Source organism: Kitasatospora sp. NPDC096128, assembly GCF_040303105.1.
Classification (GTDB): domain Bacteria; phylum Actinomycetota; class Actinomycetes; order Streptomycetales; family Streptomycetaceae; genus Kitasatospora.
This window is the reverse complement of record NZ_JBEOSP010000015.1, coordinates 75,216-101,404: the sequence shown is the minus strand read 5'-3', so window position 1 is coordinate 101,404 and position 26,189 is coordinate 75,216. Positions and strand designations below refer to the sequence as shown.

Annotated in this window: 28 protein-coding genes and 2 pseudogenes; 15 read left to right on the top strand and 15 right to left on the bottom strand. The window is 72.6% G+C overall.

Going from position 1 to position 26,189, the window contains the following annotated elements:
* Positions 1–49: 49 nt before the first annotated feature.
* The 4 genes from ABTY61_RS18670 to ABTY61_RS18655 all read right to left on the bottom strand — a co-directional run bounded on the left by ABTY61_RS18670 (position 50) and on the right by ABTY61_RS18655 (position 3,316).
* Positions 50–496, bottom strand: coding sequence for an NUDIX domain-containing protein (locus ABTY61_RS18670; RefSeq protein ID WP_350506097.1), 447 nt, complete (start codon positions 494–496; stop codon positions 50–52).
* 34 nt (positions 497–530) lie between these two features.
* On the bottom strand, positions 531–695 hold the full coding sequence (locus ABTY61_RS18665) for an SPOR domain-containing protein (protein ID WP_350506096.1): 165 nt from the start codon (positions 693–695) through the stop codon (positions 531–533).
* A gap of 215 nt (positions 696–910) precedes the next feature.
* Positions 911–2,335 (bottom strand): DUF4190 domain-containing protein, encoded by a 1,425-nt coding sequence (locus tag ABTY61_RS18660; RefSeq protein ID WP_350506095.1) that lies wholly within the window; start codon positions 2,333–2,335, stop codon positions 911–913.
* Positions 2,336–2,467: 132 nt separating this feature from the next.
* The gene (locus tag ABTY61_RS18655) at positions 2,468–3,316 is read right to left on the bottom strand and encodes a methyltransferase domain-containing protein (RefSeq protein ID WP_350506094.1); all 849 of its coding nucleotides are present in this window, start codon (positions 3,314–3,316) and stop codon (positions 2,468–2,470) included.
* 216 nt (positions 3,317–3,532) lie between these two features.
* On the opposite strand from ABTY61_RS18655, the pseudogene ABTY61_RS18650 reads away from it, so the two are divergent.
* Positions 3,533–4,680, top strand: a pseudogene (locus tag ABTY61_RS18650) (dihydrofolate reductase family protein).
* Between the two features lie 61 nt (positions 4,681–4,741).
* A complete protein-coding gene (locus ABTY61_RS18645) occupies positions 4,742–5,407 on the top strand; it encodes an HAD-IA family hydrolase (RefSeq protein ID WP_350506093.1) in 666 nt (221 codons plus the stop codon).
* 185 nt (positions 5,408–5,592) lie between these two features.
* Here the strand turns inward: ABTY61_RS18645 and ABTY61_RS18640 are convergent.
* A pseudogene (locus tag ABTY61_RS18640) lies at positions 5,593–5,736 on the bottom strand (Txe/YoeB family addiction module toxin); the annotation flags it as partial.
* Between the two features lie 256 nt (positions 5,737–5,992).
* Between ABTY61_RS18640 and ABTY61_RS18635 the strand changes: the two are divergent.
* Entirely contained in the window at positions 5,993–6,262 is a 270-nt protein-coding gene (locus ABTY61_RS18635; RefSeq protein WP_350506092.1) for a type II toxin-antitoxin system Phd/YefM family antitoxin, read from the top strand.
* Positions 6,255–6,518, top strand: coding sequence for a type II toxin-antitoxin system RelE family toxin (locus ABTY61_RS18630; RefSeq protein WP_350506091.1), 264 nt, complete (start codon positions 6,255–6,257; stop codon positions 6,516–6,518). The genes ABTY61_RS18635 and ABTY61_RS18630 overlap by 8 nt, the downstream gene beginning before the upstream one ends.
* A 133-nt stretch (positions 6,519–6,651) precedes the next feature.
* On the opposite strand, the gene ychF is transcribed toward ABTY61_RS18630, so the two are convergent.
* Positions 6,652–7,725: a redox-regulated ATPase YchF gene (gene ychF, locus ABTY61_RS18625; protein ID WP_350506090.1), complete on the bottom strand. Its 1,074-nt coding sequence runs from the start codon at positions 7,723–7,725 to the stop codon at positions 6,652–6,654.
* Between the two features lie 84 nt (positions 7,726–7,809).
* Positions 7,810–8,214, bottom strand: coding sequence for a VOC family protein (locus tag ABTY61_RS18620; protein ID WP_350506089.1), 405 nt, complete (start codon positions 8,212–8,214; stop codon positions 7,810–7,812).
* 150 nt (positions 8,215–8,364) lie between these two features.
* Here ABTY61_RS18620 and ABTY61_RS18615 point away from each other — a divergent pair, with 150 nt between their 5' ends.
* A complete protein-coding gene (locus ABTY61_RS18615; protein WP_350506088.1) occupies positions 8,365–8,955 on the top strand; it encodes a DUF6542 domain-containing protein in 591 nt (196 codons plus the stop codon).
* A 19-nt stretch (positions 8,956–8,974) separates the two neighbouring features.
* On the opposite strand, the gene ppgK is transcribed toward ABTY61_RS18615, so the two are convergent.
* Complete coding sequence (ppgK, locus tag ABTY61_RS18610; RefSeq protein ID WP_350506087.1) at positions 8,975–9,721, bottom strand: polyphosphate--glucose phosphotransferase; 747 nt, start codon at positions 9,719–9,721, stop codon at positions 8,975–8,977.
* Between the two features lie 170 nt (positions 9,722–9,891).
* The gene (locus ABTY61_RS18605; protein ID WP_350506086.1) at positions 9,892–10,866 is read right to left on the bottom strand and encodes a 4-hydroxy-3-methylbut-2-enyl diphosphate reductase; all 975 of its coding nucleotides are present in this window, start codon (positions 10,864–10,866) and stop codon (positions 9,892–9,894) included.
* A gap of 110 nt (positions 10,867–10,976) precedes the next feature.
* Between ABTY61_RS18605 and ABTY61_RS18600 the strand changes: the two genes are divergently transcribed.
* Both ABTY61_RS18600 and xseA read left to right on the top strand, forming a co-directional pair.
* Entirely contained in the window at positions 10,977–12,335 is a 1,359-nt protein-coding gene (locus ABTY61_RS18600) for an APC family permease (protein ID WP_350506085.1), read from the top strand.
* A gap of 10 nt (positions 12,336–12,345) precedes the next feature.
* Positions 12,346–13,587 carry an exodeoxyribonuclease VII large subunit gene (gene xseA / locus ABTY61_RS18595; protein ID WP_350506084.1) on the top strand — a complete coding sequence of 414 codons (1,242 nt, stop codon included), beginning with the start codon at positions 12,346–12,348 and terminating at the stop codon, positions 13,585–13,587.
* A 66-nt stretch (positions 13,588–13,653) separates the two neighbouring features.
* Here the strand turns inward: xseA and ABTY61_RS18590 are convergent, their stop codons facing one another.
* Positions 13,654–14,142, bottom strand: a complete 489-nt coding sequence (locus tag ABTY61_RS18590; RefSeq protein WP_350506083.1) for a GNAT family N-acetyltransferase — start codon at positions 14,140–14,142, stop codon at positions 13,654–13,656.
* Positions 14,143–14,235: 93 nt separating this feature from the next.
* Here ABTY61_RS18590 and ABTY61_RS18585 point away from each other — a divergent pair, with 93 nt between their 5' ends.
* Both ABTY61_RS18585 and ABTY61_RS18580 read left to right on the top strand, forming a co-directional pair.
* Positions 14,236–14,493: an exodeoxyribonuclease VII small subunit gene (locus ABTY61_RS18585; RefSeq protein ID WP_350506082.1), complete on the top strand. Its 258-nt coding sequence runs from the start codon at positions 14,236–14,238 to the stop codon at positions 14,491–14,493.
* 173 nt (positions 14,494–14,666) lie between these two features.
* Positions 14,667–15,269, top strand: coding sequence for a malonic semialdehyde reductase (locus ABTY61_RS18580; protein ID WP_350506081.1), 603 nt, complete (start codon positions 14,667–14,669; stop codon positions 15,267–15,269).
* A gap of 86 nt (positions 15,270–15,355) precedes the next feature.
* Here ABTY61_RS18580 and ABTY61_RS18575 read toward each other — a convergent pair whose 3' ends face one another.
* Complete coding sequence (locus tag ABTY61_RS18575) at positions 15,356–15,892, bottom strand: DUF4245 domain-containing protein (RefSeq protein ID WP_350506080.1); 537 nt, start codon at positions 15,890–15,892, stop codon at positions 15,356–15,358.
* A 215-nt stretch (positions 15,893–16,107) separates the two neighbouring features.
* Here ABTY61_RS18575 and glpX point away from each other — a divergent pair, with 215 nt between their 5' ends.
* On the top strand, positions 16,108–17,148 hold the full coding sequence (gene glpX / locus ABTY61_RS18570) for a class II fructose-bisphosphatase (protein WP_350506174.1): 1,041 nt from the start codon (positions 16,108–16,110) through the stop codon (positions 17,146–17,148).
* A 133-nt stretch (positions 17,149–17,281) separates the two neighbouring features.
* On the opposite strand, the gene ABTY61_RS18565 is transcribed toward glpX, so the two are convergent.
* Together ABTY61_RS18565 and ABTY61_RS18560 are read right to left on the bottom strand one after the other, a co-directional pair.
* On the bottom strand, positions 17,282–17,740 hold the full coding sequence (locus ABTY61_RS18565; protein WP_350506079.1) for a WhiB family transcriptional regulator: 459 nt from the start codon (positions 17,738–17,740) through the stop codon (positions 17,282–17,284).
* A gap of 234 nt (positions 17,741–17,974) precedes the next feature.
* Entirely contained in the window at positions 17,975–18,667 is a 693-nt protein-coding gene (locus ABTY61_RS18560) for a DUF1707 SHOCT-like domain-containing protein (RefSeq protein WP_350506173.1), read from the bottom strand.
* A gap of 308 nt (positions 18,668–18,975) precedes the next feature.
* On the opposite strand from ABTY61_RS18560, the gene ABTY61_RS18555 reads away from it, so the two are divergent.
* The 3 genes from ABTY61_RS18555 (at position 18,976) to ABTY61_RS18545 (ending at position 21,313) form a co-directional block, all read left to right on the top strand.
* Positions 18,976–20,643, top strand: a complete 1,668-nt coding sequence (locus ABTY61_RS18555) for a fumarate hydratase (RefSeq protein ID WP_350506078.1) — start codon at positions 18,976–18,978, stop codon at positions 20,641–20,643.
* Between the two features lie 140 nt (positions 20,644–20,783).
* A complete protein-coding gene (locus ABTY61_RS18550) occupies positions 20,784–21,056 on the top strand; it encodes a type II toxin-antitoxin system Phd/YefM family antitoxin (RefSeq protein ID WP_350506077.1) in 273 nt (90 codons plus the stop codon).
* A complete protein-coding gene (locus tag ABTY61_RS18545) occupies positions 21,053–21,313 on the top strand; it encodes a Txe/YoeB family addiction module toxin (RefSeq protein ID WP_350506076.1) in 261 nt (86 codons plus the stop codon). Before ABTY61_RS18550 ends, ABTY61_RS18545 begins: the two co-directional genes overlap by 4 nt.
* 20 nt (positions 21,314–21,333) lie before the next feature.
* Here the strand turns inward: ABTY61_RS18545 and ABTY61_RS18540 are convergent, their stop codons facing one another.
* Entirely contained in the window at positions 21,334–22,092 is a 759-nt protein-coding gene (locus tag ABTY61_RS18540; RefSeq protein ID WP_350506075.1) for a GntR family transcriptional regulator, read from the bottom strand.
* 136 nt (positions 22,093–22,228) lie between these two features.
* Between ABTY61_RS18540 and ABTY61_RS18535 the strand changes: the two genes are divergently transcribed.
* The gene (locus tag ABTY61_RS18535) at positions 22,229–22,474 is read left to right on the top strand and encodes a hypothetical protein (protein WP_350506074.1); all 246 of its coding nucleotides are present in this window, start codon (positions 22,229–22,231) and stop codon (positions 22,472–22,474) included.
* A gap of 237 nt (positions 22,475–22,711) precedes the next feature.
* On the opposite strand, the gene ABTY61_RS18530 is transcribed toward ABTY61_RS18535, so the two are convergent.
* Positions 22,712–22,996, bottom strand: coding sequence for a hypothetical protein (locus ABTY61_RS18530; protein WP_350506073.1), 285 nt, complete (start codon positions 22,994–22,996; stop codon positions 22,712–22,714).
* Positions 22,997–23,210: 214 nt separating this feature from the next.
* On the opposite strand from ABTY61_RS18530, the gene ABTY61_RS18525 reads away from it, so the two are divergent.
* Positions 23,211–26,174 carry an AfsR/SARP family transcriptional regulator gene (locus ABTY61_RS18525; protein WP_350506072.1) on the top strand — a complete coding sequence of 988 codons (2,964 nt, stop codon included), beginning with the start codon at positions 23,211–23,213 and terminating at the stop codon, positions 26,172–26,174.
* Positions 26,175–26,189: the final 15 nt, after the last annotated feature.

The following is a 26,189-nucleotide window of genomic DNA, read 5'->3' as shown; positions in this document are numbered from 1 at the left end:
CAGCAGGACCCAGGCTATCCCGGCTCCCGTGTCGTCTTGTCCGATTGACCTATCCGGCGGATTGCGCGTCGTCCGCGGCCGCGAGCAGCTCGGCGACGTGCGGCAGGACCTCGCGGTCGTGGTCGATCCAGTCCACCGAGTCCAGCTCCGCCGGGCCCAGCCAGCGCAGCTCGTCGTGGTCCTCCAGCGCGTCCGGCTCACCGGACAGCAGCTCGGCGGCCCAGAACCGCAGCTCCAGCCCCGGCCGCACGGCCCAGCCGCCCGGCAGCCGCCGCAGCGCCCGCGCCCGTACGCCCAGCTCCTCCAGCAGCTCGCGCTCCAGCGCCTGTGCCTCGGTCTCGCCGGGTTCGGTCTTGCCGCCGGGGAACTCCCAGCGGCCGGCGACCGAAGCGGGGGAGTTGCGGCGGGCGGCGAGCACCCGGCCGCCGCGGATCAGCACCCCGCCGACGACGATCCGCGGCGGGGACTCGACAGTGGTCTCTCCGGCCTGGTCCATGCCCCGACCCTAAGGCGTGTCCGACCCGCCCCGGCTAGCGGGCCGGGTCCGGGTCCTGGGCCTCGACCCAGTACATCTGCTTGTGGCCGCGCGCCTCGAACTCGGCGGCCAGGCGGTACGCCTCCGCCTCGGCCAGGTCCTTGGCGACCAGGAAGCGGTTGCCGTTGTCGTCCTGGCGCATCACCCGAAAGGTGCCCATGCGGGGAGGGTACCGGCTGGGCCGGGGCGGATCGCCGCTGCTGCGGCGCCGGCCCCGGCCCAGGCCCCCCGATGCGTGCCCCGGCCGGCGTGGGGGTCGGGCCGGGGCACGGGGGCGACCCTACGGCCCGCGCGCTACCGGCAGGTACGGACGCGGTTAACGCCGGGTAACCCGGTGCCCGGGCCTGAGCCGGCCGCCCGGCCCGGGCGGCCGGCTCAGGCCCGGAGGTCGGGCACCTGCTCGCCGGTGGACAGGCCGAGCGAGCGCCGGATGTCCACACTGATCGGCACCGTCCTGGCGACCAGCGCCCGGGCCCGGCGCAGGTCGCCCGCCACGTCGTCGCCGGAGGCCGCGGCGTCCCAGGCGGTGGCCGCCTGGGTCTGGGTCTGGGCCAGCTTGTCGACCTTCGACTGGATGTCGGTCGGCCACTCGGCCGTCGGCCTGCGCAGCGCGGCGGCCTCGGCCCGGGAGGCGGTGGCCATCCGGCGGGCCCAGGACCGGTACTCGGCCTCGGCGACCGCCACGTCCTGCTTCGGGGTGTCCAGGTAGGCCGCGTTGAAGCCCCGGACGGCCTCCAGGTAGGCCAGCTGGACCGAGGTCAGGCTGCGGCGGTCGGTGCGGACCGTCCCCAGGTGCTGGTCGTCCGGGTCCTCGAAGGCGCAGGTGACGTACCGTTCGCCGACCGCCCAGTTGCCCGCGCTCGGGTAGAGGTAGACGTCGTCCATGCCGTCCGGGACGGCCCACTGGTCCAGCGCGTAGTCGTCGAGCACCGTGCGGCACAGGGTGGCGGCCCGCTCGCGCACGACCGTCGCGCCCGGGTAGGCGCCGCCGCTGTCCGGGACCTTCGCGGTGCCGGCCACCTCGCCGTTGTGCCGCTCCGCGCAGGCCACCCGGCGCACCCAGTAGACCGTCTCGTCGCCGTTCTCGTCGGGCTTCCCGCTCGTCCCGGAGGACACGTAGCAGTCCCCGGCCTTGAGCGCGGACCAGCGGACCGAGCCGGCGGGCGGCTTCTGGGCGTACCGGTCGCCACGCCCGTCCCGGGCGGAGCCGAAGTCCCCCGCACCCAGGGCGAGCGACAGCAGCAGGGTGCCCACCGCCCCGAGCACCACACCGGCCACCGCCATGCCGTGGCCGCGCTGACCGCGGCGCTTGATCTGGACCAGGGCGAGGATCCCGAGCACCAGGGCCACCGGCGAGAGCAGGCTCAGGGCGGTCGCCAGGGAGCCGACGGCGAAGCCGTTGGTGCGCGGCTCGGGCCGGGGGTCGTACGGGTTGATGAGGTACGGCGGGTAGGGGTGCGGGCTTCCGTGCGGGCTCGGGCCCGGGTGCGGGTACGGGTGGGGGTGGCCGGGCCGGAGGCCGGACTCGGCGGAGGGCGGCACGGAGGCCCAGCCGCCGGCGGGCAGCGGCGGGGGCGGCGGCTGGGGCGGGGCCTGCGGGGCGGCGGCCGGGGCCGCTCGGGTCGGCCGGTCGGCCGGCGGGGCCCAGGGGTCGGCGGCCGCCGGGCCCGTCGGCTCCGCGCCGTCGGCCCCGGGTTCCCCCTCCGGTTCCTTCGCCGCGTCCTTCCCCGGTTCCTTGCGGAAGTCCGCCCGCGGGTCCGGCCCCGGAGCGGCGGGCGGCGCGGACTCAGGCTCGGACACGTGGACTCCCCCGGCCCGCCGGGCGGGCCTCGACTCGGCGTTTCGGCTTACGACACCGCCACCCGGGCCGGACTGGCCCGAGGTGAACGGTCGCGCGACTTTACCCGATCTTTCCGAACGCCCGCCCGGCCGTCACCGCCCCGGCTGCTCCGCGCCGACCCGGGCCAGGATCTCGCCGTGGATCATCGAGAACCAGCCGTCCTCGGCGGCGCTCCACTCCCGCCAGCCGGCCGCGATCCGCGCCAGCTCGGCGGGGTCCGCGAAGCCCCGTTCCACCGCCGTCCGGCCGAAGGCCGTACCGGTCACCCGGTCCGCCCACATCCCGGCCCACCACTCGCGCCGCTCGGGCGTCGCGTACGTCCAGGTGCCGGTGCTCGCGGTGACGTCGGTGAGGCCGGCCGCACGGGCCCAGGACAGCAGCCGCCGCCCGGCGTCCGGTTCGCCGCCGTTGGCGCGGGCGGTCCGCCGGTACAGCTCCAGCCAGCGGTCCAGCGCGGGCGCCGCCGGGAACCAGGTCATCGAGGCGTAGTCGACGTCCCGGGCGGCGACCAGCCCGCCGGGCGCCGTCACCCGGCGCATCTCGCGCAGCGCGGCCACCGGATCGGCCAGGTGCTGCAGCACCTGATGGGCGTGCACCACGTCGAACTCGCCGTCCCGGTACGGCAGTCGGTGCACGTCGGCGAGTTCGAACACCACGTTGGACAGGCCCCGCCCGGCCACGTACCCGGCGGCCTGCTCCAGCACCTCGGCGGAGGCGTCCACGGCCACCACCCGCCCGCCGGGGCCGACCAGTTCGGCCAGGTCGGCGGTGATCGTGCCGGGGCCGCAGCCCACGTCCAGCAGGGCCTGGCCGGGCCGCAGCCGGTCCAGCAGGTAGCCGGCCGAGTCGGCGGCGGTCCGGGAGCGGTGCGAGCGCAGCACGGCCTCCTGGTGGCCGTGGGTGTAGGCGGCGGCAGGCTGCGGTCCGGGCGTTCCGGGCATGAGGTCCCCCTGGGGCGTGGTCGGTGTTCCGTTTCCGCGACACCCCGACGCTACGCTTCATCCCGCATGTCGAGCAGAACCGTCTCACATGGCGACCATCGGGCGGTACGGCGACACCCCGCCGCCGTACCGTGGAGGCGCCCCGGCCGGAAGCCCGGACCGGACGGCCCGACCGACCGGCCCTGACCGACCGGCCCCGACAGAACGGTCCCGCCCATGCCCGGCCCCGGCCAGCGCCCCTTCGTCCTGCTGAGCGCCGCCGTCTCGCTCGACGGCCACCTCGACGACGCCTCCCCCGACCGCCTGCTGCTCTCCAACCCCGCCGACTTCGACCGGGTCGACCAGGAGCGGGCGGCGGCCGACGCGATCCTGGTCGGCGGCAACACCCTGCGCGCCGACAACCCGCGCCTGCTGGTCAACGACCCCGCGCGACGGGCCGCCCGGGCGGCGGCCGGCCGGCCGGAGCACCCGCTGAAGGTGACGCTCAGCGCGAGCGGCGCCCTCGCCGCCGACCTGCGGTTCTGGCACACCGGCGGCGCGAAGCTCGCCTACACCACGGCGGCCGGGGCGGCGGTGCTGCGGCCCCGGCTCGACGGACTGGCCGAGGTGGTCGCGCTCGGCGACTCGGTCGACCTCGGCGCGGTGCTGGACGACCTGGGCGCGCGCGGGGTGCGCCGACTGATGGTCGAGGGCGGCAGCGGGGTGCACACCCAGTTCCTCGCCCAGGGCCTGGCGGACGAACTCCAGCTGGCCGTCGCCCCGTTGCTGGTCGGCCAGCCCGGGGCGCCGCGCTTCGTCGGCCCGGCCGCCTTCCCCGGCGGCCCGACCCGGCGGATGCGCCTGCTGGAGGCACGTACGGTGGGCGACGTCGTCCTGCTCAGGTACGCCCCGAAGGAGCCCGCGCCGTGACCCACCCCGCCGCCACCGACCTCGACCACCTGCGCCGGGCCGTCGAACTCTCCCGCCGCTGCCCGCCCTCCGCGACGGCCTTCTCGGTCGGGGCGGTGGTCGTCGGCGCCGACGGCGCGGTGCTCGCGGAGGGCTTCAGTCGGGAGACGGACGCGCACGACCACGCCGAGGAGGCGGCCCTGGCCAAGCTCCCGGCGGGCGACCCCCGGCTGCGCGGGGCGACCGTCTACAGCAGCCTGGAGCCCTGCGGGCAGCGCGCCTCGCGGCCGGTGCCGTGCGCCCGGCTGCTGATCGCGGCGGGTGTGCCCCGGGTGGTGGTCGCCTGGCGGGAGCCGGACCTCTTCGTCACCGACTGCCAGGGCACGGCCCTGTTGGAGGCGGCCGGGGTCGAGGTGGTGGAGCTGCCGGAGCTGGCCGAGGAGGCCCGGGCGGTCAACGCCCACCTGCTCCCGTGATCTTTTGTATCATTCAGAAACAAAGAGCTCGCCTTCTCCCCCCGCATCCAGGAGCCACCCCATGACCGCCGCCCCCGTCCGGTTCACCACCCGCGCCCTCCTCCTCGACATGGACGGCACCCTGGTCGACTCCGACGCCGTGGTCGAGCGCTGCTGGACCCGCTGGGCCGTGCGGCACGGCCTCGACCCCGTCGCGGCGCTCACCGTCGTCCACGGCCGCCAGGGCCACGCGACCATGGCCGCACTGCTGCCGGACCGCCCGGTCGAGGTCAACCTCGCCGAGAACGAGCAGATGCTCGCCGAGGAGCGCGCCGACACCGAGGGCGTCGTCCAGGTCCCCGGCGCCGACGCCTTCCTCGCCTCGCTGACCGACCTGCCGCACGCCCTGGTCACCTCCGCCGACCTCCCGCTCGCCCGGGTCCGGATGGACGCCGCCGGCCTGCCGATGCCGCCCGTCCTGGTCACCGCCGAGTCCGTCGGCGCCAGCAAGCCCGACCCCGAGGGCTTCCTCAAGGGCGCCGCCGCCCTCGGCTTCGCCCCCGCCGACTGCCTCGCCTTCGAGGACTCCGGCGCCGGCATCGCCGCCGCCCGGGCCGCCGGCATGCGCGTCATCGGCGTCGGCCCCCGCGCCGCCGCCCACCACCCGGACGCCCTCGCCCCCGCGCTCACCGCCGTCACCGTCACCCCCGCCCCGGACGGCACCCTCACCGTCACCGTCCAAGCCTGACCGGCAACGCCGACAGGGCCGGACTCCCCCTGGAAGTCCGGCCCCGCGCACGGGAGTTGCACCGCGCGGTCACACGTCGAAGCGGAACTTCCACCACAACGCTGCGACCGGCCTGCGGAAATACCGACCCTGAGGGCCCAAGTCAGCACGGAGTCAGCACGGTGGCAGCACGCCAGGACCGGGGATCAGTAGTGGTAGCGGGCCGCCAGGATGATGATTTCCCGGTCGGTGACCAGATAGACGAGACGATGCTCGTCATCGATCCGCCGCGACCAGACCCCGGGCAGGTGGTACTTCAGCGGCTCGGGCTTGCCGATGGAGAGGGTCGGACTCCATGGAGTCCGACCCTCTTCGACCTGCACACTTGCCACATCAGGTGGCATTCGGTTCCGACCGGCTCACACGTTGGAGCGGAACTTTCAGTGCAGGGCTGTGACCTGCGGAAACCTGGTCCCGGAAGTGGTCATCCAGCACCCATCCAGCACGATGCGGCCCCATCCGGCACATCCAGCACATGCGACCGCGGTCACGCCTCCATGGCGCGGAGCGTTGTGTACACATGGAACACTCGGTACGCTCGAGCGCATGACGCAGTCCCTGCCCATAGAGTCCATCCGGGATGTCCGCGCACACCTGGCCGAGGTCGTGGAGCGAGCCGATCGGGACGATGTGCCTACGGTGATCACACGCCGAGGCAAGGAGGTCGCCGCCGTCGTCTCCATCGAGGTACTGCGCAAGTACCAGGAATGGGAAGAGCGCGAGATCAACCGGATCATCGACGAACGAATGGCGAACCCGGCCCCCGGCATCCCGATCGAGGACATCATGAGGGAGACCCTGGCCCGCAGTGAGTGAATACCGAACCGTATTCCGACCCGAGGCTCAGGCCGAGCTTCGGAAGGTCCCCCGCGACATTGCACTGCGCATCCTGGCCAAGCTGACCGACTTGGAGAGCGATCCCCTCGGCTTCAACACCTCCGCGCTCGTGTCGCAGCCCGAACGCCGGCGCCTGCGAGTCGGCGACCACCGAGTCGTCTACACGATCGACAACGGGGAACTGGTGGTGTGGGTCGTGCACGTCGGGCATCGCTCCACCGTTTACGGCGCCTGATACCGCCTGATCCAGCGTCAGGATATCCAGCACCCGTCCAGCACCGTGATGACGAAGGGGTCGACTCCCATAGGAGCCAACCCCTTCCGACCTGCATGCTTGACGCATCACCTAGCGCGCGGTAAGGCGACGGTCACACGTTGAAGCGGAACTCCACCACGTCGCCGTCCTGCATGATGTACTCCTTGCCCTCGATGCGGGCCTTGCCCTTGGAGCGGGCCTCGGCGATGGAGCCGGTCTCGACCAGGTCGTCGAAGGAGATCACCTCGGCCTTGATGAAGCCCTTCTGGAAGTCGGTGTGGATGACTCCGGCGGCCTCGGGGGCGGTGGCGCCCTTCTTGATGGTCCAGGCGCGGGTCTCCTTCGGGCCTGCCGTGAGGTAGGTCTGCAGGCCGAGGGTGTCGAAGCCGACCCGGGCGAGGGTGGCGAGGCCGGGCTCCTCCTGGCCCATCGACTGGAGGAGTTCGAGGGCCTCGTCGTCGTCGAGCTCGATCAGCTCGGACTCGATCTTGGCGTTGAGGAAGATCGCCTCGGCCGGGGCGACCAGCGCGCGCTGCACGTCCTTGAAGTCCTCGTCGGCCAGCTCGTCCTCGTCCACGTTGAAGACGTAGAGGAAGGGCTTGGCGGTCAGCAGGTGCAGCTCGCGGATCGGGGCGGTGTCGAAGCCGGCCTCGAAGAGGGTCTTGCCGGTCTCCAGGATCGCCTGGGCGGCCTCGGCGGCGGCCAGCACGGGGGCGGTGTCCTTCTTGAGGCGCGCCTCCTTCTGGAGTCGCGGCAGGACCTTCTCGATGGTCTGGAGGTCGGCCAGGATCAGCTCGGTGTGGATGGTCTCGATGTCGTCCTTGGGCGACACCTTGCCGTCCACGTGCACCACGTCCGGGTCGGTGAAGGCGCGCACGACCTGGCAGATCGCGTCCGACTCGCGGATGTTGGCGAGGAACTTGTTGCCCAGGCCCTCGCCCTCGCTGGCGCCGCGCACGATGCCGGCGATGTCGACGAAGTCGACGGTGGCCGGGAGGATGCGCTGGGAGCCGAAGATCTCGGCGAGCTTGGCCAGCCGCGCGTCCGGGACGCCGACGACGCCGACGTTCGGCTCGATGGTGGCGAACGGGTAGTTGGCCGCCAGCACGTCGTTCTTGGTCAGGGCGTTGAACAGGGTCGACTTGCCGACGTTCGGCAGGCCGACGATTCCGATCGTGAGCGACATGAAGCGCAGTCCCGTGGGCTTGGAGGAGTTGGGTCGGCACCGTACGGGCCGACCCCCAAGTCTACGGGCAGCGCCCGCGTCGGCTCACTCCTCGGTCGCGGCCGGGAGCGGCTCCAGGAACTCCAGCCGGTTGCCCAGCTTGTCGGCGGAGAAGAAGCGGCGGTGGCCGGGGTGGTGGTCGTCCCAGGTGACCTCGTGGCCGTGTGCGGTGAGGCGCTCGGCCAGGGCGTCCAGCGAGGTCACCAGGATGCCGGGGTGTCCCTTGCGGGCCGGTCGGAAGTCCGGGGTGACGCCGAGGTGCACCTCGACCCCGCCACCCCGGAACCAGCAGCCGCCGCGCGCCGCCAGCACCGGCGGCTTCGGGAGCTCGGTCATGCCGAGCACACCGGACCAGAAGGCGCGGCACTCGTCCTCGGCGCCGGCCGGGATGTCGAGCTGGACGTGGTCGAGGCGTTCGAAGGTGAAGCCGGCGGTCATACGCTCCCCCATGCGGTCATCGGATGATCGTGGTGCGTCGACTCGGCCGAGCAGGTCAGCCCCTTGAGTGACGATCCCAGGAGTACGCCATCCGGGGACACGGGACAAGACCTGAACGGTCCATTACACAGTGTGGCGATGATCGGACCGTACGTTGGGCGGGTGGAGCAGAGCATCCGTACCCAGCCGCCCGGGCCCAGACGCCGTACGCCGACCGGCGCGGCCCCGGCCGCCGTCCCCGGTCCCGGCCGGGCGCCCGAGAGCGCCGGAGCCCCTTCGGCTCCCCGGTCCCGGCTACGCCCGGTGGCCGACCGGCCCGCCGCACGCCCGTCCCCGCAGCGCCGGCTGCGGGTGTACGGACGGCGCCGGACCGGCCGGCCGACCCGGCTGACCGCGATCGGCACCGGCGTGCTCGCCGTGCTGGCCACGCTCGCGGTGGCCGGCCTGGACCGGCTGCTCTTCGACGACCTCGGCTGGCTGTTCGGCCTCGGCTACCTGGTGGTCTGCTTCCAGCTGGCCGTCCGGGTCCGCTACGTCGACCTGCTGGCCGCCCCGATCAGCGGGCCGATCGCCTTCGCCGTGGCGCTGCTGGCGCTCGCCCCGGTCAGCTCCTCGGGCGTGACCGCCCAGGTGGTGGCGCTGGCGACCGGGCTGGCGCTGCGGGCCGGCTGGCTGTTCTCCGGCACCGGGCTGGCCGCGCTGATCGTGCTCGCCCGCTTCATCGCCCAGCGCCGGATCCAGCGCTCCCGCTGAGGGCCCGGCGCGCGGGCCCTCAGCCCGCCGCCCGGGCCGCCGCCATGGCGGCCCCGACGATGCCCGCGTCATTGCGCAGCTCCGCCGGCACCACCCGCGCCCGGCGCTCCTTCAGCAGCGGCAGGAACTTCTCGTGCTTGCGGCTCACCCCGCCGCCGATCACGATCAGCTGCGGGGAGAAGAGCATCTCGACCAGGTCCAGGTACTCGTCGACCCGCCCGGCCCACTGCTCCCAGTCCAGCCCGTGCCGCTCCTTGGCCGCCGAGGAGGCCCGGCGCTCGGCGTCCTTGCCGCGCAGCTCCAGGTGGCCCAGCTCGGTGTTGGGCACCAGCGTGCCGTCGACGAAGAGCGCGCTGCCGATGCCGGTGCCGAAGGTGAGCACCAGGACCACGCCCGACTCGCCCCGGCCGGCGCCGTGCGCGGTCTCGGCGAGACCGGCGGCGTCGGCGTCGTTGAGGACGGTCGCGGGCATGCCCAGCGCGTCGCGGAACAGGCCCTCGGCGTCCAGGCCGATCCAGCCCTTGTCCACGTTGGCCGCGGTCAGGGTGCGGCCGCCGACCACCACGCCGGGGAAGGTCAGCCCGACCGGCCCCTGGTGGTCGAAGTGGCGGACCACCTCGCGGACGGCCGCGACCACGGCCTCGGGCGCGGACGGCTGCGGGGTGAGCACCTTGTGGCGCTCCTGGGCGAGTGCGCCCCGGGCGAGGTCGACCGGGGCGCCCTTGATGCCCGAACCGCCGATGTCCACGCCGAATACCGCCGTCATCGCTCCACCCTCCGCCGTCCGGCCGCGGACCGGCTCGTCCACAGCCTGTGCATGAAACGCAGCCTGTGCACAAAGCTACGAGAGCGCGGGCGGGGGCGCACAGCAACGGGCGGTGCCGGAAAGCGACGGACCCGGTGCCCACTGCGGGCACCGGGTCCGTCACGGAAGGCCTAGAGCTTGCCGGCGGCCTCGGCGCGCAGGTCGCGGCGCAGCTCCTTGGGCAGCGAGAAGGTCAGGTGCTCCTCGGCGGTCTTGACCGTCTCCACCGTGTCGTAACCGCGCGCGGCCAGGAACTCCAGCACGCCGTCGACCAGGATCTCCGGCACCGAGGCGCCGCTGGTCAGGCCGACCGTGGTGACGCCCGCCAGCCAGGACTCCTGGATCTCCTCGGCGAAGTCGACCAGGTGGGCGGCCTTGGCGCCGTACTCCAGGCCGACCTCGACCAGCCGGACCGAGTTGGAGGAGTTCTTGGAACCGACCACGATCAGCAGGTCGGTCTCCGGGGCCAGCTGCTTGACCGCGACCTGGCGGTTCTGGGTCGCGTAGCAGATGTCGTCGCTGGGCGGGCTGACCAGCGCCGGGAAGCGCTTCTTCAGCTCGCCGACGGTGGCCATGGTCTCGTCCACCGAGAGCGTGGTCTGGGACAGCCAGACGATCTTGGACTCGTCCCGTACCTGCACGTTGGCGACGTCCTCGGCGCCGTCCACCAGGTGGATCCGGTCCGGGGCCTCGCCCATGGTGCCGATGACCTCCTCGTGGCCCTCGTGGCCCACCAGCAGGATGTCGTAGCCCTCGTCGGCGAAGCGCACGGCCTCCTTGTGCACCTTGGTGACCAGCGGGCAGGTGGCGTCGACGGTGGCGAGCTTGCCGGCCCGGGCCTCGTCGTGGACCGACGGGGCGACGCCGTGCGCGGAGAACACCACGATCGAGCCCTCGGGCACCTCCTCCGTCTCGTCGACGAAGATCGCGCCCTTCTTCTCCAGGGTCTGCACCACGTACTTGTTGTGGACGATCTGCTTGCGGACGTAGATGGGTGCCCCGTACTGCTCCAGGGCCTTCTCCACGGCGATCACGGCGCGGTCGACACCCGCGCAGTAGCCCCGGGGGGCGGCGAGCAGGACACGGCGCGGCGCGGTGTTGGACATGGCTCCATCGTACGGGCGGCCGGGAGCCCCACCGCGCCGGGCGCGGGACCACGCCGCCCCCGGGCCCTTTCCGGTCGCAAACGGTCGAGGATTGCCCAACTGTGGTCTCCATGAGCGCTGTGAGTGAGCAGCCGACGTCGGGCGGCCTGCGCCGCACCCTGGGCGTCCGCGATCTGATGGTCTACGGACTGCTGTTCATCGCCCCGATGGCCCCGGTCGGCGTGTTCGGTGTGCTGGACGCCAGGAGCCACGGCGCGGTGGCCGCCGTCTACCTGGCGGCGACGGTCGCGATGGGCTTCACCGCCCTCTCGTACGCCCAGATGGTGCGCGCGGTGCCGCAGACCGGTTCGGTGTACGCCTACGCACGGGCCGGGCTGGGCGAGGGGCCGGGGTTCGTCGCCGGGTGGATGGCGATGCTGGACTACCTGCTGATCCCCGCGGTGGCCTACCTGTTCTCCGGGATCGCGCTGCACTCGCTGGTGCCGGGGGTCCCGCGCTGGCTGTGGACGGCGGTCGCCGTGCTGGTGACCACCGCGCTCAACCTGGTCGGGGTCCGGACGGCGGCCGCGGTCGGCTTCGCGGTGCTCGCGCTGGAGGTCGCCGTGCTGGCGGCGTTCGTGGTCGCGGCCGTGGTGGTGCTGGTACGGGACGGCGCGCGGCGCGGCTGGGACACCCCGTTCACCGCCGTCGGGGCCTTCTCGCTCACCGCGGTGGTCTCGGCGGTGTCCGTCGCGGTGCTCTCCTACCTGGGCTTCGACGCGATCGCGACCTTCGTCGAGGAGGCGGTCGGCGCCTCGGCCGCGGTGGCCCGGGCGGTGCTGTGGTGCCTGGCGCTGGCCGGACTGCTGTTCGTCGCCCAGACCTACTTGGCCGCGGTGCTGGAGCCCACCACCCCGCAGCAGCTGGCCGCCCACCCGGCCGCCCAGGGCTCCGCCTTCTACGACACCGTGGAGGGCGGCATCGGCCACTGGCTGCACGTGCTGGTGGCGAGCAGCAAGGCGATCGGCGCGGCCTTCGCCGCACTCGCCGGCCAGGCGGCGGCCGGGCGGCTGGTCTTCGCGATGGCCCGGGACGGGCGGCTGCCGCGCCTGCTCGGCTCGGTCGACCGGGGCAGCGCGGTGCCGCGCCGGGCGCTGCTGGCGGCCGCGGTGGTCACCATGGCGGCGGCGGTCTGGGCGGCCGAGCGGGACGACGGGCTGGACCAGCTCACCTCGGTGGTGAACGTGGGCGCGCTGACCGCCTTCGCGCTGCTGCACGCCTCGGTGATCGGCTGGTACACCGTCCGGCACGGCTCGCCGGACCGGCTGCGGCACCTGGTCGTCCCACTGCTGGGGATCGCGGTGATCGGCGCCGTGGTCTACGAGGCCTCGACCACGGCGCAGCTGGTCGGGCTGGTCTGGCTGGCGGCCGGCCTGGTGGTGCTCGGCGTGCAGGGCAGTACGGCGGACGGTGTCGGCGGGCGCCGCTAGCCTCGTACGCATGGCCAACACCAGCTCCCCCGAAGCCCCGCTCCCGGTCGGCAAGGTCTCCGCGCTGATCGGCGGCTGGATCGACCGGCTCGGCGCAGTGTGGGTCGAGGGGCAGATCACCCAGCTCAGCCGCCGCCCCGGCGCGGGCGTGGTGTTCCTGACCCTGCGCGACCCGCAGGCCGACGTCTCGCTCACGGTGACCTGCTTCCGCTCGGTGTTCGAGCAGGTCGCGGACGTGGTGCAGGAGGGCTCACGGGTCGTCGTGCACGCCAAGCCGGAGTGGTACGCGGCCCGCGGGCAGCTGTCGCTGCGGGCCTCGGAGATCCGGCCGGTGGGCCTGGGCGAGCTGCTGGCCCGGCTGGAGCAGCTGAAGCGGCGGCTCGCCGGGGAGGGCCTGTTCGCGGCCGACCGCAAGCGGCGGCTGCCGTTCCTGCCGCAGTGCGTCGGGCTGGTCACCGGGCGCGGCTCGGCGGCCGAGCGGGACGTGCTGGAGAACGCCCGGCGGCGCTGGCCGGCCGTCCGCTTCGAGGTGCGCAACGTCCCGGTGCAGGGGGTCAGCGCGGTGGAGCGGGTGAGCGCGGCGGTGCGGGAGCTGGACGAGCACCCCGAGGTGGACGTGATCATCGTGGCCCGGGGCGGCGGCAGCGTGGAGGACCTGCTGCCGTTCTCGGACGAAGGGCTGGTGCGGCTGGTCGCGGCCGCCCGGACGCCGGTGGTCAGCGCGATCGGGCACGAGCCGGACCAGCCGCTGCTGGACTTCGTCGCCGACCTGCGCGCCTCCACCCCGACCGATGCCGCCAAACGGGTGGTTCCGGACGTCGGCGAGGAGCTGGCCAAGGTCCGCCAGCTGCGCGACCGGGCCCGCCGGCACGTACAGGCCCGGGTCGAGCGCGAGCAGCACGGGCTGGACGGGCTGCGCAGCCGCCCGGCACTGGCCGCCCCGCACCGGATGCTGGACGGGCGCGGGCAGGAGGTGGAGGGCCTGCTGGAGCGGTCCCGGCGCACCCTGCGGCACCGGCTGGACCACGCCCAGAGCGACCTCGGGCACACGCTGGCCCGGGTGGTCGCGCTCTCCCCGGCAGCCACCCTGGAGCGCGGCTACGCGGTGCTGCAGCGGGCCGACGGCACGGTGGTGACGGACCCGGCGGGGCTCGCGGCCGGGGAGGGGCTGCACGCCCGGGTGGCGGGCGGCGGCTTCGACGTCACGGTGGCCCCGGAGGCGGCGCACCCCCGGCCGACGAAAGGTCGGTAGGAGGACCCCCGGCCGACGGAAGCTCGGTAGGAGGACCCCGGCCGGCGGGACCCCGGCGGCCGGCTCTCAGTAGGAGCGCTGCCGGGACAGCGCGATCGAGTGCTCGCCGAAGCCCAGGCTGCGGTAGAGCGCCTCGCCGCCGCTGCTGGCGTGCAGGTCGATCCGGCCGACCCGGCGGCCGTCGAACCAGTCCAGCAGCGCCTCGGTGCAGGCCCGGGCGTAGCCGCGCCGCCGCTGGTCGGGGTCGGTGCAGATGTTGAAGACGGAGCCGAACAGGCCGTCCGGGTTGCCGGGCCCGGGCAGTCGGTGTTCCAGGGTGCCGACGGCGCAGGCGGCGAGCCGGCCGGGCCGGTCCGGGGCGTCGACCACGAACACGGGCATGGTCAGCTGCTCGGCCGGGACGGCCAGGCGCTCGCGCAGCAGCCGCTCGGCGGTGGCCTGCCAGGGGCCGGGGCCGGCCGCCGCGGCCATGGCGGGCATCGCCTCGAGCATCAGGTTGCGCAGCCGGACCAGCTCGGGCGCGTCGTCGGGGGTGGCGGGTCGGACCTTGATCATGCGGCGGAGGCTAGCGCCGGGGCCGGTCGGCCGCACCCCGATTTCGGCCCGTGGAACCCGCCCCTGTCGGCGCCAGCCCCTACGCTGGCACGCATGGCAGAGCAGCAGGAGCAGCAGGACGCGGCGGCGCCGACCCCGGACGACGCGCTGGGCTACGAGCACGCCCGGGACGCGTTGCTGGACGTGGTCCGGCAGCTGGAGAACGGCGGCACCTCCCTTGAGGAGTCGCTCGCGCTGTGGGAGCGTGGCGAGCAGCTGGCGAAGGTCTGCCAGCGCTGGCTGGACGGCGCCCGGGCCCGACTGGACGCCGCGCTGGCCGCCGAGGAGGACGCGGGCCCGGGCGGGGAGTGACCCTCGGGGCGGGGAGCGGCCTTCCGGGCGGGCGGTGCGCACGGCGACCGCGGGCCGATGTGGGGCAGCTCACAATGGCTTGGGGAATCGTTGAATCTTCACCTATGTTGGACGGAGTGATCGGCCGCGCCGGTCAGACCGACGAACCCCCCTCCCGCATGAGGTGCAGAAGCATGACCACCGACGCCCTGGTACTCGACGCCGCCGCTCAGGACCTGCTGTTCCGCGAGGCCCGCACCGCGAACACCTTCACCGACGAGCCGGTCACCGAGGAGCAGGTCCAGGCCATCTACGACCTGGTCAAGTACGGCCCGACCGCCTTCAACCAGCAGCCGCTGCGCGTCGTCCTGGTCCGCTCCGCCGAGGGCCGCGAGCGCCTCGTCCAGCACCTGGCGGACGGCAACAAGGCCAAGACCGCCGCCGCCCCGCTGGTCGCCGTCCTGGCCGTGGACAACGAGTTCCACGAGGAGCTGCCGACCCAGTTCCCGCACTTCCCGCAGGCCAAGGACGTGTTCTTCTCGGAGCGCGCCGTCCGTGAGCACTCCGCCAAGCTGAACGGCGCCCTCCAGGCCGCCTACTTCATCATCGGCGTGCGCGCCGCCGGCCTGGCCGCCGGCCCGATGACCGGCTTCGACGCCGAGGGCATCAACAAGGAGTTCTTCGGCGACGGCGAGCACTCGGTGCTGGCCGTGGTCAACATCGGCAAGCCGGGCGACGACGCCTGGTTCCCGCGCTCCCCGCGCCTGGAGTACGACCAGGTCGTCACCACGGTCTGATCGCGCCCCGCGACGGCGAAGGGCCCGCACCGGTTCGTCCGGTGCGGGCCCTTCCGCGTGCCCCTGCGCCCCCGAGGGCCCCGGCGCTACCTGAGCGCCTGGGCCAGCTCGGCCATCTCCTCGTAGGAGGCGGTGCCGGTGATCATGGTGGTCGCCGAACCGGTCTGGACGGTCAGCGCGCGGGCCTTCTCGCCCTGCACCCGGTCCCAGGTCCGCCCGGCGGTGTCCGAGGTGCCGTCCGGCTGGGCGCCCGCGACCTTGTCGGCGAGCAGCTTCTCGCGCGGGACGTCGGCCTGCTCGACCGCCGCGTACTGGCCGGAGGGCGTCACGAAGCCCAGGTGCCAGGCGTTGCCCTTGCCGTTGTTGATGTCCGCCGGCGTGTAGCTGACCGAGGTGGCCCGCCACTTGTCGGACAGCCCCTCCGGGGCCAGCAGCGGATACGGCGCGGCGCGCTTCGCCGAGGCCGCCTCCACCTTGTACGCGACCACGTGCACCGGATCGCTGTTCGCGTCGTGCGGGAGGAACAGGTAACCGATCCAGACGACGAATCCGACCGCCAGCATCGACAGGACCATGTCCCGTACGGTCTGCCGACCCCTCATGCCCTTGCTCTCTGCAGCCACCCCCTCATGGTGACTCATCCACATTCCGGCCAGGCCACCCGGGGTGTGCACGTACGGGTGAAGCAGGGCGAACCGGCGGTTATCGCACCGGGATGGCGACCCGCGCCACAGACAGTCATCTCATGGGCAGATACGATCGCATCACCCTCACCACGGCGTTCGACCTGGCAGTAGTCGGGCGCTCACTGGCCGTCGCGTACAGAGAGGTAACGACGATGACCACGCAGTACCCGCACCACCTTCCCAGTGCCCTGGAGGTCGCGCCCGAGGCTCCGGACCGGAACCTCGCGCTCGAGCTCGTCCGGGTCACCGAGGCGGCCGCGATGGCCGCCGGCCGGTGGGTCGGCCGTGGCGACAAGAACGGGGCCGACGGCGCCGCCGTCAAGGCCATGCGCACCCTCGTCTCGACCGTCTCGATGAACGGCGTCGTCGTCATCGGCGAGGGCGAGAAGGACGAAGCCCCGATGCTCTACAACGGCGAGCGGGTCGGCGACGGCACCGGCGCCGAGTGCGACGTCGCGGTCGACCCGGTGGACGGCACCACGCTGACCGCCAAGGGCATGGCCAACGCCGTCGCCGTACTGGCCGTCGCCGACCGCGGCACCATGTTCGACCCCAGCGCCGTGTTCTACATGGACAAGCTGGTCTGCGGCCCCGAGGCCGCCGACTACGTCGACATCACCGCCCCGGCGGCCGTCAACATCCGCCGGGTCGCCAAGGCCAAGGGCAGCGCCGTCGAGGACGTCACCGTGATGGTGCTCGACCGTCCGCGCCACGACAGCCTGGTCCGGGAGATCCGCGAGGCGGGCGCCCGGATCAAGTTCATCACCGACGGCGACGTGGCCGGCGCCATCATGACCGCCCGCGAGGGCACCGGCGTGGACCTGCTGCTGGGCGTCGGCGGCACCCCCGAGGGCATCATCGCGGCCTGCGCGATGAAGTGCATGGGCGGCGTCATCCAGGGCCGGCTGTGGCCCAAGGACGAGGCCGAGCGGCAGAAGGCCCTCGACGCCGGGCACGACCTGGACCGGGTGCTCACCACCAACGACCTGGTCAGCGGCGAGAACGTGTTCTTCGTCGCCACCGGCATCACCGACGGCGAGCTGCTCCGCGGCGTGCACTACCGCTCGGAGACCGCCACCACCAGCTCGCTGGTGATGCGCTCCAGGAGCGGCACCATCCGCGAGATCAACTCGGTCCACAAGCTGTCGAAGCTGCGGGCCTACAGCGCGATCGACTTCGACCGGGCCAACTGACCCGGACCCGAACACGGACGCCCAGACGCGCGGCCCCGGCGGAATCCCCCTCCGCCGGGGCCGCGCGGCACGTCGGTCACGCTCGCGCCCGCAGGGGCGCTCGCCCGCCTGCCCAGGGGTCTTCGGCCCGCCGTCAACCCGCTATCCGACGCCCGGCCGTGGCCACCCTGGTCGCCTCGCGCAGCTCCGCGTCCCGGCGCCGGCGCCTGGCCAGCACCACCCGCCGCTCGGCCGCCGTCAGCCCGCCCCAGACCCCGTACGGCTCCGGCTGGGCCAGCGCGTGCTCACGGCACTCCAGCAGCACCGGGCAGCGGGCGCACACCTGCTTGGCCTGCTCCTCGCGCGACAACCGGGCCGCCGTCGGCTCCTTCGAGGGCGCGAAGAACAGCCCCACCTCGTCCCGCCGACAGGCCGCACCGGTGTGCCACGGATTGTCCTCACCCGCGGCCGGACCCGCCGTGCCGCCCGGAGGCTGCGGCTGCGGGCGGACGGCCGGACGGCGCTCCAGCAACTGGGCGGCGGCGACTGGCGAGGTGGTGCGGGACTCGATCGGATGCAGCACGGCCGTACTCCTGACGAGGCTCTCGGACACGGGGGAACCTCGCTCCCCTGCCCGGCTGCGAGCCCCCGCTGTCCAACGCCCGGGACGGCCACTGGGCCGCCTCCGGCGCACAGCCGTACAAGAAGCGATGTGCGGAAGGAACTACCCCGCTCGGCCGCGATTCATGCACACTGCACGCAATCGACTACGGAGTGCACCGGGCACAACGCCGAGCGCCCGACCGGGAGTTGATCCCCGGCCGGGCGCCCAACAGGTCAATTCGGGCTATTCCGTCCCGAGTTGCTTGCGCACCCACTCCTTGAGCTTCTTGCCCCGGCGCGGCTTCGCGTTGCAACCCCCGAACAGGGCAACGCCCTTGACCCGCACGACCGGAGCGTACGGGTCCGCCGCGGTCTGCTCCCGGACGTCGAAACCGCCGAAGATGCCGACCCCGGAACCGAGCAGGCTCACATTCTCCGGCACCCGGATCTCCACCCCGCCGAAGATCGCCGTCACGGTGATCTCCACCTCCGGGGACTCGAACACGGCGTCGGTGAGGTCGATCTCCACCCCGCCGAACGCGGTGAACGCCGTCAGCTGCGAGCCCACCCGCCAGCGGCCCTTGCGGGCCGCACCGCCGAAGATCGCCACCACGGACGGCGCCTCGTGGCGCGCCGGCGGCAGCGGCCGGGCCGGTGCGGGGGCGGGCGCCCCGGCGTCCAGCGGCGGCTTGTCGAAGGACACCGCGCGGTGCGCGGGCAGATCCCTGGTCAGCGGGACCAGGTCGCCGAAGGTCTTGGCGGCGTACGCGGCCCCGATCCGCTCGGCGTGCTCCTCCCCGTCCAGCCGGCCCTCGGCGTAGGCGTCCCGCAGCAGCTCCGCGACCCGCTCGCGGTCGGCGTCCGAGACCCGCAGCTCCGCCTCCGCCACCGGGGCGTGCGACGGCCGCGAGTCGGCCACCGGCGCGGGCCGGGGCATGAGTTCGGGCTCGGGCTTCGGTTCGGGCTCGGGCTCGGACTCGGGCTTCGGCTCGGGCTTCGGCTCGGGCTTGGTCAGGGGGACGGGCGCCGGCACCGGCGGCTGTCCCGGATCGTCCTGCGACGGCGAGTTGTCCGGCGTGTTGTCCGACGTGTTGTTCACGGGCCAAGCCTAGTGGCTCGCACTGCTGCCCGAGTGAGCCCGGTCACGCAAGGCTGACCTGTCCGCATGCGTCCCGCGGCCGGGTCCTACCCTGGATGGTGCTTCGCCGACGCAGCCGGACCACTGGACCCCTAAGGACCGCCCCGATGGCTCCCACGCCAGACTTCGAGTACAGCGACCTGCTCCCCCTGGGCGCTGACCCGACCCCGTACCGCAAGATCACCTCCGAGGGTGTCTCCACCTTCGAGGCCGGCGGCCGCACCTTCCTCCAGGTCGAGCCCGAGGCGCTGCGCCTGCTCACCGCCGAGGCGATGCACGACATCTCGCACTACCTGCGCCCCGCGCACCTCGCCCAGCTGCGCCGCATCCTGGACGACCCCGAGGCCAGCCCGAACGACCGCTTCGTCGCGCTCGACCTGCTGAAGAACGTCAACATCTCGGCCGGCGGCATCCTCCCGATGTGCCAGGACACCGGCACCGCCATCGTCATGGGCAAGCGCGGCCAGAACGTGCTGACCTCCGGCGCCGACGAGTCCGCCATCGCGCGCGGCGTGTTCGACGCCTACACCAAGCTCAACCTGCGCTACTCCCAGATGGCCCCGGTGACCATGTGGGACGAGAAGAACACCGGCAACAACCTGCCGGCCCAGATCGAGCTGTACGCCACCGACGGCGACGCGTACAAGTTCCTGTTCATGGCCAAGGGCGGCGGCTCCGCCAACAAGTCGTACCTGTACCAGGAGACCAAGGCCATCCTGAACGAGGCCAGCATGCTCTCGTTCCTGGAGCAGAAGATCCGCTCCCTCGGCACCGCCGCCTGCCCGCCGTACCACCTGGCCATCGTGATCGGCGGCACCAGCGCCGAGTTCGCGCTCAAGACCGCCAAGTACGCCTCCGCGCACTACCTGGACAACCTGCCGACCTCCGGCGACGCCAAGACCGGCCACGGCTTCCGCGACCTGGAGCTGGAGGCCAAGGTCACCGAGCTGACCCAGAAGATCGGCATCGGCGCCCAGTTCGGCGGCAAGTACTTCTGCCACGACGTCCGGGTGGTCCGACTGCCCCGCCACGGCGCCTCGCTGCCCGTCGCGATGGCCGTCTCCTGCTCCGCCGACCGCCAGGCGCTCGGAAAGATCACCGCCGAGGGCGTGTTCCTGGAGCAGCTGGAGACCGACCCGGCGAAGTACCTGCCGGACACCACCGACGAGCACCTCGACGACGACGTGGTGCGCATCGACCTCGACCAGCCGATGTCCGCGATCCGCGCCGAGCTGTCGAAGTACCCGGTCAAGACCCGGCTCTCGCTCACCGGCACGCTGGTCGTCGCCCGCGACATCGCCCACGCCAAGATCAAGGAGCGCCTGGACGCCGGCGAGGGCATGCCCAAGTACCTCCAGGACCACCCGGTCTACTACGCCGGCCCGGCCAAGACCCCCGAGGGCTACGCCTCCGGCTCCTTCGGCCCCACCACGGCCGGCCGGATGGACTCCTACGTCGACCAGTTCCAGGCCGCCGGCGGCTCCATGGTCATGCTGGCCAAGGGCAACCGCAGCAAGCAGGTCACCGACGCCTGCGCCGCCCACGGCGGCTTCTACCTCGGCTCGATCGGCGGCCCGGCCGCCCGCCTCGCCCAGGACTGCATCAAGAAGGTCGAGGTGCTGGAGTACGCCGAGCTCGGCATGGAGGCCGTCTGGCGCATCGAGGTCGAGGACTTCCCGGCCTTCATCGTCGTCGACGACAAGGGCAACGACTTCTTCCGCGAGACCACCGAGGGCCCGCTGATCACCAACCTGCGGGTCCGCTCCAAGGAGTAGCCGCCCCGGCGGAACACCCCCGCACGCCCCCCCGACCGCCCCGGCCGCCCCTCGCGCCCGGGGCGGTTTTCTCGGCAGGTGGTACGGAAAACTTGTACCATCCAGGTACCAGGATCCGGTACGGATACGGAGGCACGTCAATGGCGATGAGCGCAAGCGAAGCACGCACCCAGTTCTTCCCGTTGATCAAGAAGGTCAACGACGACCACGCGCCGATAAGAGTCACCTCCAAGACCGGGGACGTAGTCATCATGTCCGCCGAGGACTACGACTCGTGGCAGGAGACGATCTACCTCCTGCGCTCCCCCGCCAACGCCCGGCGACTCATGGAGGCCGTCGCCCGAGACAAGGCCGGCCACCCCGGAGTCACCAGGACCTTGGAGGAACTTGAAGCCCTAGCGGGTGAGGTGTGAGGAGCGTCCGATTCGACCCTGACGCCTGGGAAGACTTCCTCTTCTGGCTCGGATCGAACCGGAAGATGGCCCAACGGATCACCCGTCTCATCGGCGAGATCCAGCGCGACCCGTTCAACGGGATCGGGAAGCCCGAACCGCTGAAGGGTGACCTGGCCGGCTACTGGTCGCGCCGGATCGACGACGAGCACCGGCTGGTGTACCGCGCCGACGAGAAGGAAGTGATGATCCTCAAGGCCCGCTACCACTACCAGTAGTCGAAGCACCCCAGCCGACCCTAGGCGTCGAAGTCGTACTCCAGGACGTAGGAGGCGGCGTCCAGGATCATCTCGTTGAGTTCGACGACCTGGCCCTCGTCGGCGAAGGCGGTGCGGCAGATCAGGATCACCGGGGTGCCGGCGGAGAGTCCGAGGCGGGCCGCCTCCTCGGCGGCGGGCATCCGGGAACGGACCTCCTCGCGGAAGTGCACGGGCTTGGCGCCGATCTCGGCCAGCCGGGCGTAGGTCCCGCCGGGGCCGGTGTCCTCGCGGGTGATCGCGGTGCCGGCGACCAGGACGGCCGGCAGGTACGAGGTGGAGAGCAGCACCGGCTTGCCGTCCAGGACAAAGCGGCGGTGCCGCACGCACATCGGGACGCCCGGCTCCACCCCCAGCACCCGGGCCACGTGCTCGGGCGCGCCCTGTTCGGTGACCGACACCTGGTCGACCACCAGGCTGCGGTTGTCGATGTCCGCGGACCATATCGACCGGCCGGAGCCCCACTGACCCTGCGCCAGCCGCTGGATGCCCCGCCGGCGCAGCGGCCGGAAGTCCCGGACGAACACCCCCGCGCCCCTGCGGGCCTCCGCGATGCCCTCGCTCTGCAGCACGCCGAGCGCCTGGCGGGCGGTCATCCGGGCCACGCCGTACTCGTCCATCAGGTCGTTCTCGCCGGGCAGCCGGTCGCCCGCGCCGTAGCGGCCCGTGTCGATGGCCGCCTTCAGGGAGTCGGCGATCCGCTGGTACTTGGGCTGTTTGTCGCCACTGCTGCCGGTCATCGCGCTCCCTCTCCCTCGGACAAATCGTAGGCGCGTCCGCGGTCGCTGATAAGGAGATACGACCGTTGACATCTCTAGAGATATTAGCTTCTCTAGAGATGCTGGCCAGTCGCCGACAGAGCGAAGGAGCGGTGAGGTGAGCACCCGACAGCGCAACGCCCAGGTCCACCGGCCGACAGTGGGTGACCTCGTCCTCGACCGGAGGACCGGACGCACCGGCATCTACATGGGAACCATCGGCGGCGAGCACTACCTGCGCCCCGAGCACGGCGGCCGCGAATGGACCGCCGATCCGCACCACGTCTCGCCCGCCACGACCGCCGCACCCGTCACGACCGACGCCGAGCCCCGCGATTCAGCTGATTGTGATCAGCCCCGGTAATTGCGGATCAATCCACGCAAACCACGGCATTCAGGGCTTGGTAATCCCCCCGGTGAATCAGGAATTCCGGAACGCCCCGGGGGTGCCGCCGGGCACGTTACGGATGACCGTGGTCACCATGCGTGCATCAAGGGTGGGAATCGGCCACCCGATGGACCCGCACACGAATTGGCGCGCACAGAACCAGAAGTGCCCCCGCGCCCGGACGGGGGCACGGGGGCACCGAACCGGAACGACTTACGGGTGGCCGCCCACGACGTTCAGCGGCTCGCGCGGCTTGTCCGTGTCACCAGTGGTCGACGGGGTGGGCTCCGTTATGTACTCGCCCTCGTCACCGAAGGGGCCGTTCTCGAACGCGGTCTTGTCGGCGTCAGTCGGTGCGGTGTAAGCGGTCCCGTTCGAGGACGCGGTCACGGCACCCTCGACAGCCTTTCCCGCCTCCACAGCGGTGGCCGGAGTCTCGGTCGTCGTGCCGTTCACGGGCGTCGACGGCGCCGGGGCAGCGCTCTGGTCGTTGGCCATTGAGTGGCCGCCTTTCGGTCATCAAATGTGTCCCGCCCGACCTCCGTGGCGCGGGCGCGGGGACAGTATCGTAGGGTTGATTAAATGTCCGATAAACATCGTGCGGCTTGCGGTGCCGTCCGGCAGAGTCGGCCGTCCGCCTAAGCTGAACCACTGCGGCGGACCGCCGAGCGCCCTTTCACGGAATCAACACGACAGGCCATCGGGGGACTTCATGGAGCTTCGGGAGACGCCGCAGACCTCTGCGCTGCGCTTCCAAGTCCTCGGTCCGGTCCAGGCCTGGCTCGACGACAAGCCCCTCTCCCTCGGCTCCCCCCAGCAGCAGGCCGTCCTGACCGCCCTCCTGTTGCACTCCGGACGCCCGGTCACCACCCAGGACCTGGTCGACGCCCTCTGGGGCGAGCGCCCGCCGACCCAGGCCGTGGCCGCGCTCCGCACCTACGTCTCCCGGCTGCGCTCCGTCATCGAGCCCCAGCGGGAGGTGCGCCGCCCTGCCGAGCTGCTGGTCTCCGTCGCCGACGGCTACGCCCTGCGCATCCCGGGCGAAGCCCTCGACCTCTCGGTCTTCGAGCGGCTCTCCGCCGAGGCCGCGGCCGCCCGCGCCTCGGGCGACAAGCGCGAGACCCACCGACTGCTGGCCCAGGCGCTGGACCTGTTCCGCGGCCGCCCGCTGACCGGCATCCCCGGTCCGTACGCGGACGCCCAGCGGCTGCGGCTGGCCGAGCGCCAGGTGGCCGCCGCCGAGGAGCTGTGCGCCGCCGCCCTCGACATCGGTCTGCACGCCGAGATCGTCGTCGAGCTCAACAACCTGACGGCACAGCACCCGCTGCGCGAGCGGCTGCGCGAGCTGCTGATGCTGGCGCTGTACCGCTGCGGGCGGCAGGCCGAGGCGCTCGGCGTCTACACCGACACCCGCAAGCTGCTGATCGAGGAGCTAGGGGTCGAACCGGGCGCCGGCCTGTCCAGGATGCACAACCGCATCCTCGCTGCCGACCCGGCCCTCACCCTGCCGGCCCTCCCGCTCCCCGCCGCCCGCGAGGACGGCTCGGCCCCACCCCCGGCCCCGGCTCAACTCCCGGCTGATGTATCGGACTTCAGCGGTCGATCGAAGCTCGTGGGCGACCTCTCGACGGTGCTGATGAACGCCACCGGCCAAGCCGTGGTGGTGACCTCGCTGGCCGGCATCGGCGGCGTCGGGAAGACCACCCTCGCGGTCCACGTCGCCCACCGCGTCCGCACCGAGTTCCCGGACGGACAGCTGTACGTCGACCTGCGCGGAGCCGGCGCCTCGCCCGCGGACCCGGTGGTCGTCCTCGGCGACTTCCTGCACGCTCTCGGCGTCACCGAGAGCCCCGACTCGCTCGAACAGCGCGCCGCGCTGTACCGCTCGCTGCTCGCCAGCCGCCGGATGCTGATCCTGCTCGACAACGCTCGCGACGCCGAGCAGATCCAGCCCCTCATCCCCGGCGTCTCCGGCTGCGCGGTGCTCGCCACCAGCCGCTCCCGGCTGGCCGGCATCCCGGGCGCCCAGCTGTTCGACGTCGAGGAGCTGACGCCGGACGAGGCGCTCGCGCTCTTCTCGGCCATCGTCGGTGAACACCGGGTCGCCGCCGAACCCGAGGCCGCCATGAAGGTGGTCACCGCCTGCGGCTTCCTGCCGCTGGCCGTCCGCATCGCCGCCGCCCGGCTGGCCAGCCGACCGCGCTGGAGCGTCTCCGACCTGGCCAGTCGGTTAGCCGACCAGCGACGACGCCTGGACGAACTCCAGCTCGGCAACCTCGCCGTGGAGACCACCATCGGGCTCGGCTACGGACAGCTGTCCGTGGACGAGGCCCGCGCCTTTCGGCTGCTCGCCCTGATCGACTCGCCGGACATTCCGCTGGCGGCCGCAGCGGCGCTGCTCGGCGTGGACGAATACACCGCCGAGGACCTCGCCGAGGCGCTGGTCGAGGCCAACATGCTGGAGTGCTTCACCCCCGGCCGCTACCGCTACCACGACCTGCTCCGGCTCTACGCCCAGCGGAAGAACGAGCGGCTCGGGGACACGGCGGAACAGGAGCTGGCGGTCCTGCGGCTGCTCGACCTCCTGATCCCGACCATCCGCAACGCCGCCCACGTCATCGAGCCGGACGACCTGCTTCCCGAGTTGCTGACCACACCGGCCTCGCCCGGCCTGGTCCTGCCCACGGCCCGAGCCGCGCAGGACTGGTTGCGCACCGAGGGGGCCCTGTTGCTCAGCGCCGTGGAGGCGGCTTCGACCGGCCCCAGCACGTCGCAGCGGGCAGCCGTCGACCTGCTGAACTACCTGTTCAGCATCGACCCGGATCCGACCCGTGGACCGCGAGTCGTCCGGATCCTGGAGGCCATCGGGGATGACGCGCAGCGTCGGAACGATGCGGCCGGGATCGCCAAGGTGTACTTCGCCCTCGGCACTCTGCAGTCCGACACCAGCAACTTCCAGGGGTCCGAGCGATCGTTCCGCCTGAGTCTGGAACACCAGGCCGCGGACGAACCGACCGTCCTGCTCCTGGCCACCGCGAACATGCTGGGTGTGATCCTCAACATGGGCAACCGCCCTGCCGAGGCCCTGTCGTTCCTGGAACAGGCCCGGGCCACCAGCCAGGCCGTCGGCGCGCCCAAGGCCGAGGCGCGGATCGTCGGCAACATGGCCCGGGTACAGCACCGACTCGGGATGACCGAGACGGCCGTCCAATCCGCCGGTGAGGGTGTGTCCGCCGCACGGGAGTCCAAGAACGGTCCCCTGCTCGCCCAAACCCTCTACCAGTTGGGTGTAGTGCTCCCCGGGAGCGAGGCCGTCCCGCACCTGCGGGAGGCCCATCAGCTCTACCAGTCCCAGCGCAACCTGCTCTGGGAGGGCTACACCCTGGCCCGCCTCGCCTCCGCCCTGCTCGCCGCCGAGGAACACTCAGAGGCTGCCGAGGCCGCCGGTGGCTCCCTGGCGATCGCCCAGGAGCTCGACTCCGCCTACTGCCAGGGCCTCGCCAACGCTGCCCTGGGCGAGGCGCTGCTCGCGCTCGCCCAGCCGGCCCGTGGGCTCGCCTGCCTCCAGGAGGCGCACGCGATCTTCACGCGGCTCGGTGTGCCGGAGGCCTCCCCCGTGGCGGACCTCATCTCCCGACAGCACACCGAGCCCTTCTCTTCTCCCCCCGCGCCGTAAAGGCCTCCGCTCCCC

Coding starts and splice junctions, on each gene's coding strand:
- ABTY61_RS18540 (WP_350506075.1), bottom strand. CDS start 22,092: ATGACCGGCAGCAGTGGCGACAAACAGCCCAAGTACCAGCGGATCGCC.
- ABTY61_RS18655 (WP_350506094.1), bottom strand. CDS start 3,316: ATGCCCGGAACGCCCGGACCGCAGCCTGCCGCCGCCTACACCCACGGC.
- glpX (WP_350506174.1), top strand. CDS start 16,108: ATGACCACGCAGTACCCGCACCACCTTCCCAGTGCCCTGGAGGTCGCG.
- ABTY61_RS18665 (WP_350506096.1), bottom strand. CDS start 695: ATGGGCACCTTTCGGGTGATGCGCCAGGACGACAACGGCAACCGCTTC.
- ABTY61_RS18530 (WP_350506073.1), bottom strand. CDS start 22,996: ATGGCCAACGACCAGAGCGCTGCCCCGGCGCCGTCGACGCCCGTGAAC.
- ABTY61_RS18585 (WP_350506082.1), top strand. CDS start 14,236: ATGGCAGAGCAGCAGGAGCAGCAGGACGCGGCGGCGCCGACCCCGGAC.
- ABTY61_RS18645 (WP_350506093.1), top strand. CDS start 4,742: ATGACCGCCGCCCCCGTCCGGTTCACCACCCGCGCCCTCCTCCTCGAC.
- xseA (WP_350506084.1), top strand. CDS start 12,346: ATGGCCAACACCAGCTCCCCCGAAGCCCCGCTCCCGGTCGGCAAGGTC.
- ABTY61_RS18635 (WP_350506092.1), top strand. CDS start 5,993: ATGACGCAGTCCCTGCCCATAGAGTCCATCCGGGATGTCCGCGCACAC.
- ABTY61_RS18600 (WP_350506085.1), top strand. CDS start 10,977: ATGAGCGCTGTGAGTGAGCAGCCGACGTCGGGCGGCCTGCGCCGCACC.
- ABTY61_RS18560 (WP_350506173.1), bottom strand. CDS start 18,667: ATGCCCCGGCCCGCGCCGGTGGCCGACTCGCGGCCGTCGCACGCCCCG.
- ABTY61_RS18555 (WP_350506078.1), top strand. CDS start 18,976: ATGGCTCCCACGCCAGACTTCGAGTACAGCGACCTGCTCCCCCTGGGC.
- ABTY61_RS18620 (WP_350506089.1), bottom strand. CDS start 8,214: ATGGGGGAGCGTATGACCGCCGGCTTCACCTTCGAACGCCTCGACCAC.
- ABTY61_RS18670 (WP_350506097.1), bottom strand. CDS start 496: ATGGACCAGGCCGGAGAGACCACTGTCGAGTCCCCGCCGCGGATCGTC.
- ABTY61_RS18590 (WP_350506083.1), bottom strand. CDS start 14,142: ATGATCAAGGTCCGACCCGCCACCCCCGACGACGCGCCCGAGCTGGTC.
- ppgK (WP_350506087.1), bottom strand. CDS start 9,721: ATGACGGCGGTATTCGGCGTGGACATCGGCGGTTCGGGCATCAAGGGC.
- ABTY61_RS18580 (WP_350506081.1), top strand. CDS start 14,667: ATGACCACCGACGCCCTGGTACTCGACGCCGCCGCTCAGGACCTGCTG.
- ABTY61_RS18525 (WP_350506072.1), top strand. CDS start 23,211: ATGGAGCTTCGGGAGACGCCGCAGACCTCTGCGCTGCGCTTCCAAGTC.
- ychF (WP_350506090.1), bottom strand. CDS start 7,725: ATGTCGCTCACGATCGGAATCGTCGGCCTGCCGAACGTCGGCAAGTCG.
- ABTY61_RS18550 (WP_350506077.1), top strand. CDS start 20,784: ATGGCGATGAGCGCAAGCGAAGCACGCACCCAGTTCTTCCCGTTGATC.
- ABTY61_RS18605 (WP_350506086.1), bottom strand. CDS start 10,866: ATGTCCAACACCGCGCCGCGCCGTGTCCTGCTCGCCGCCCCCCGGGGC.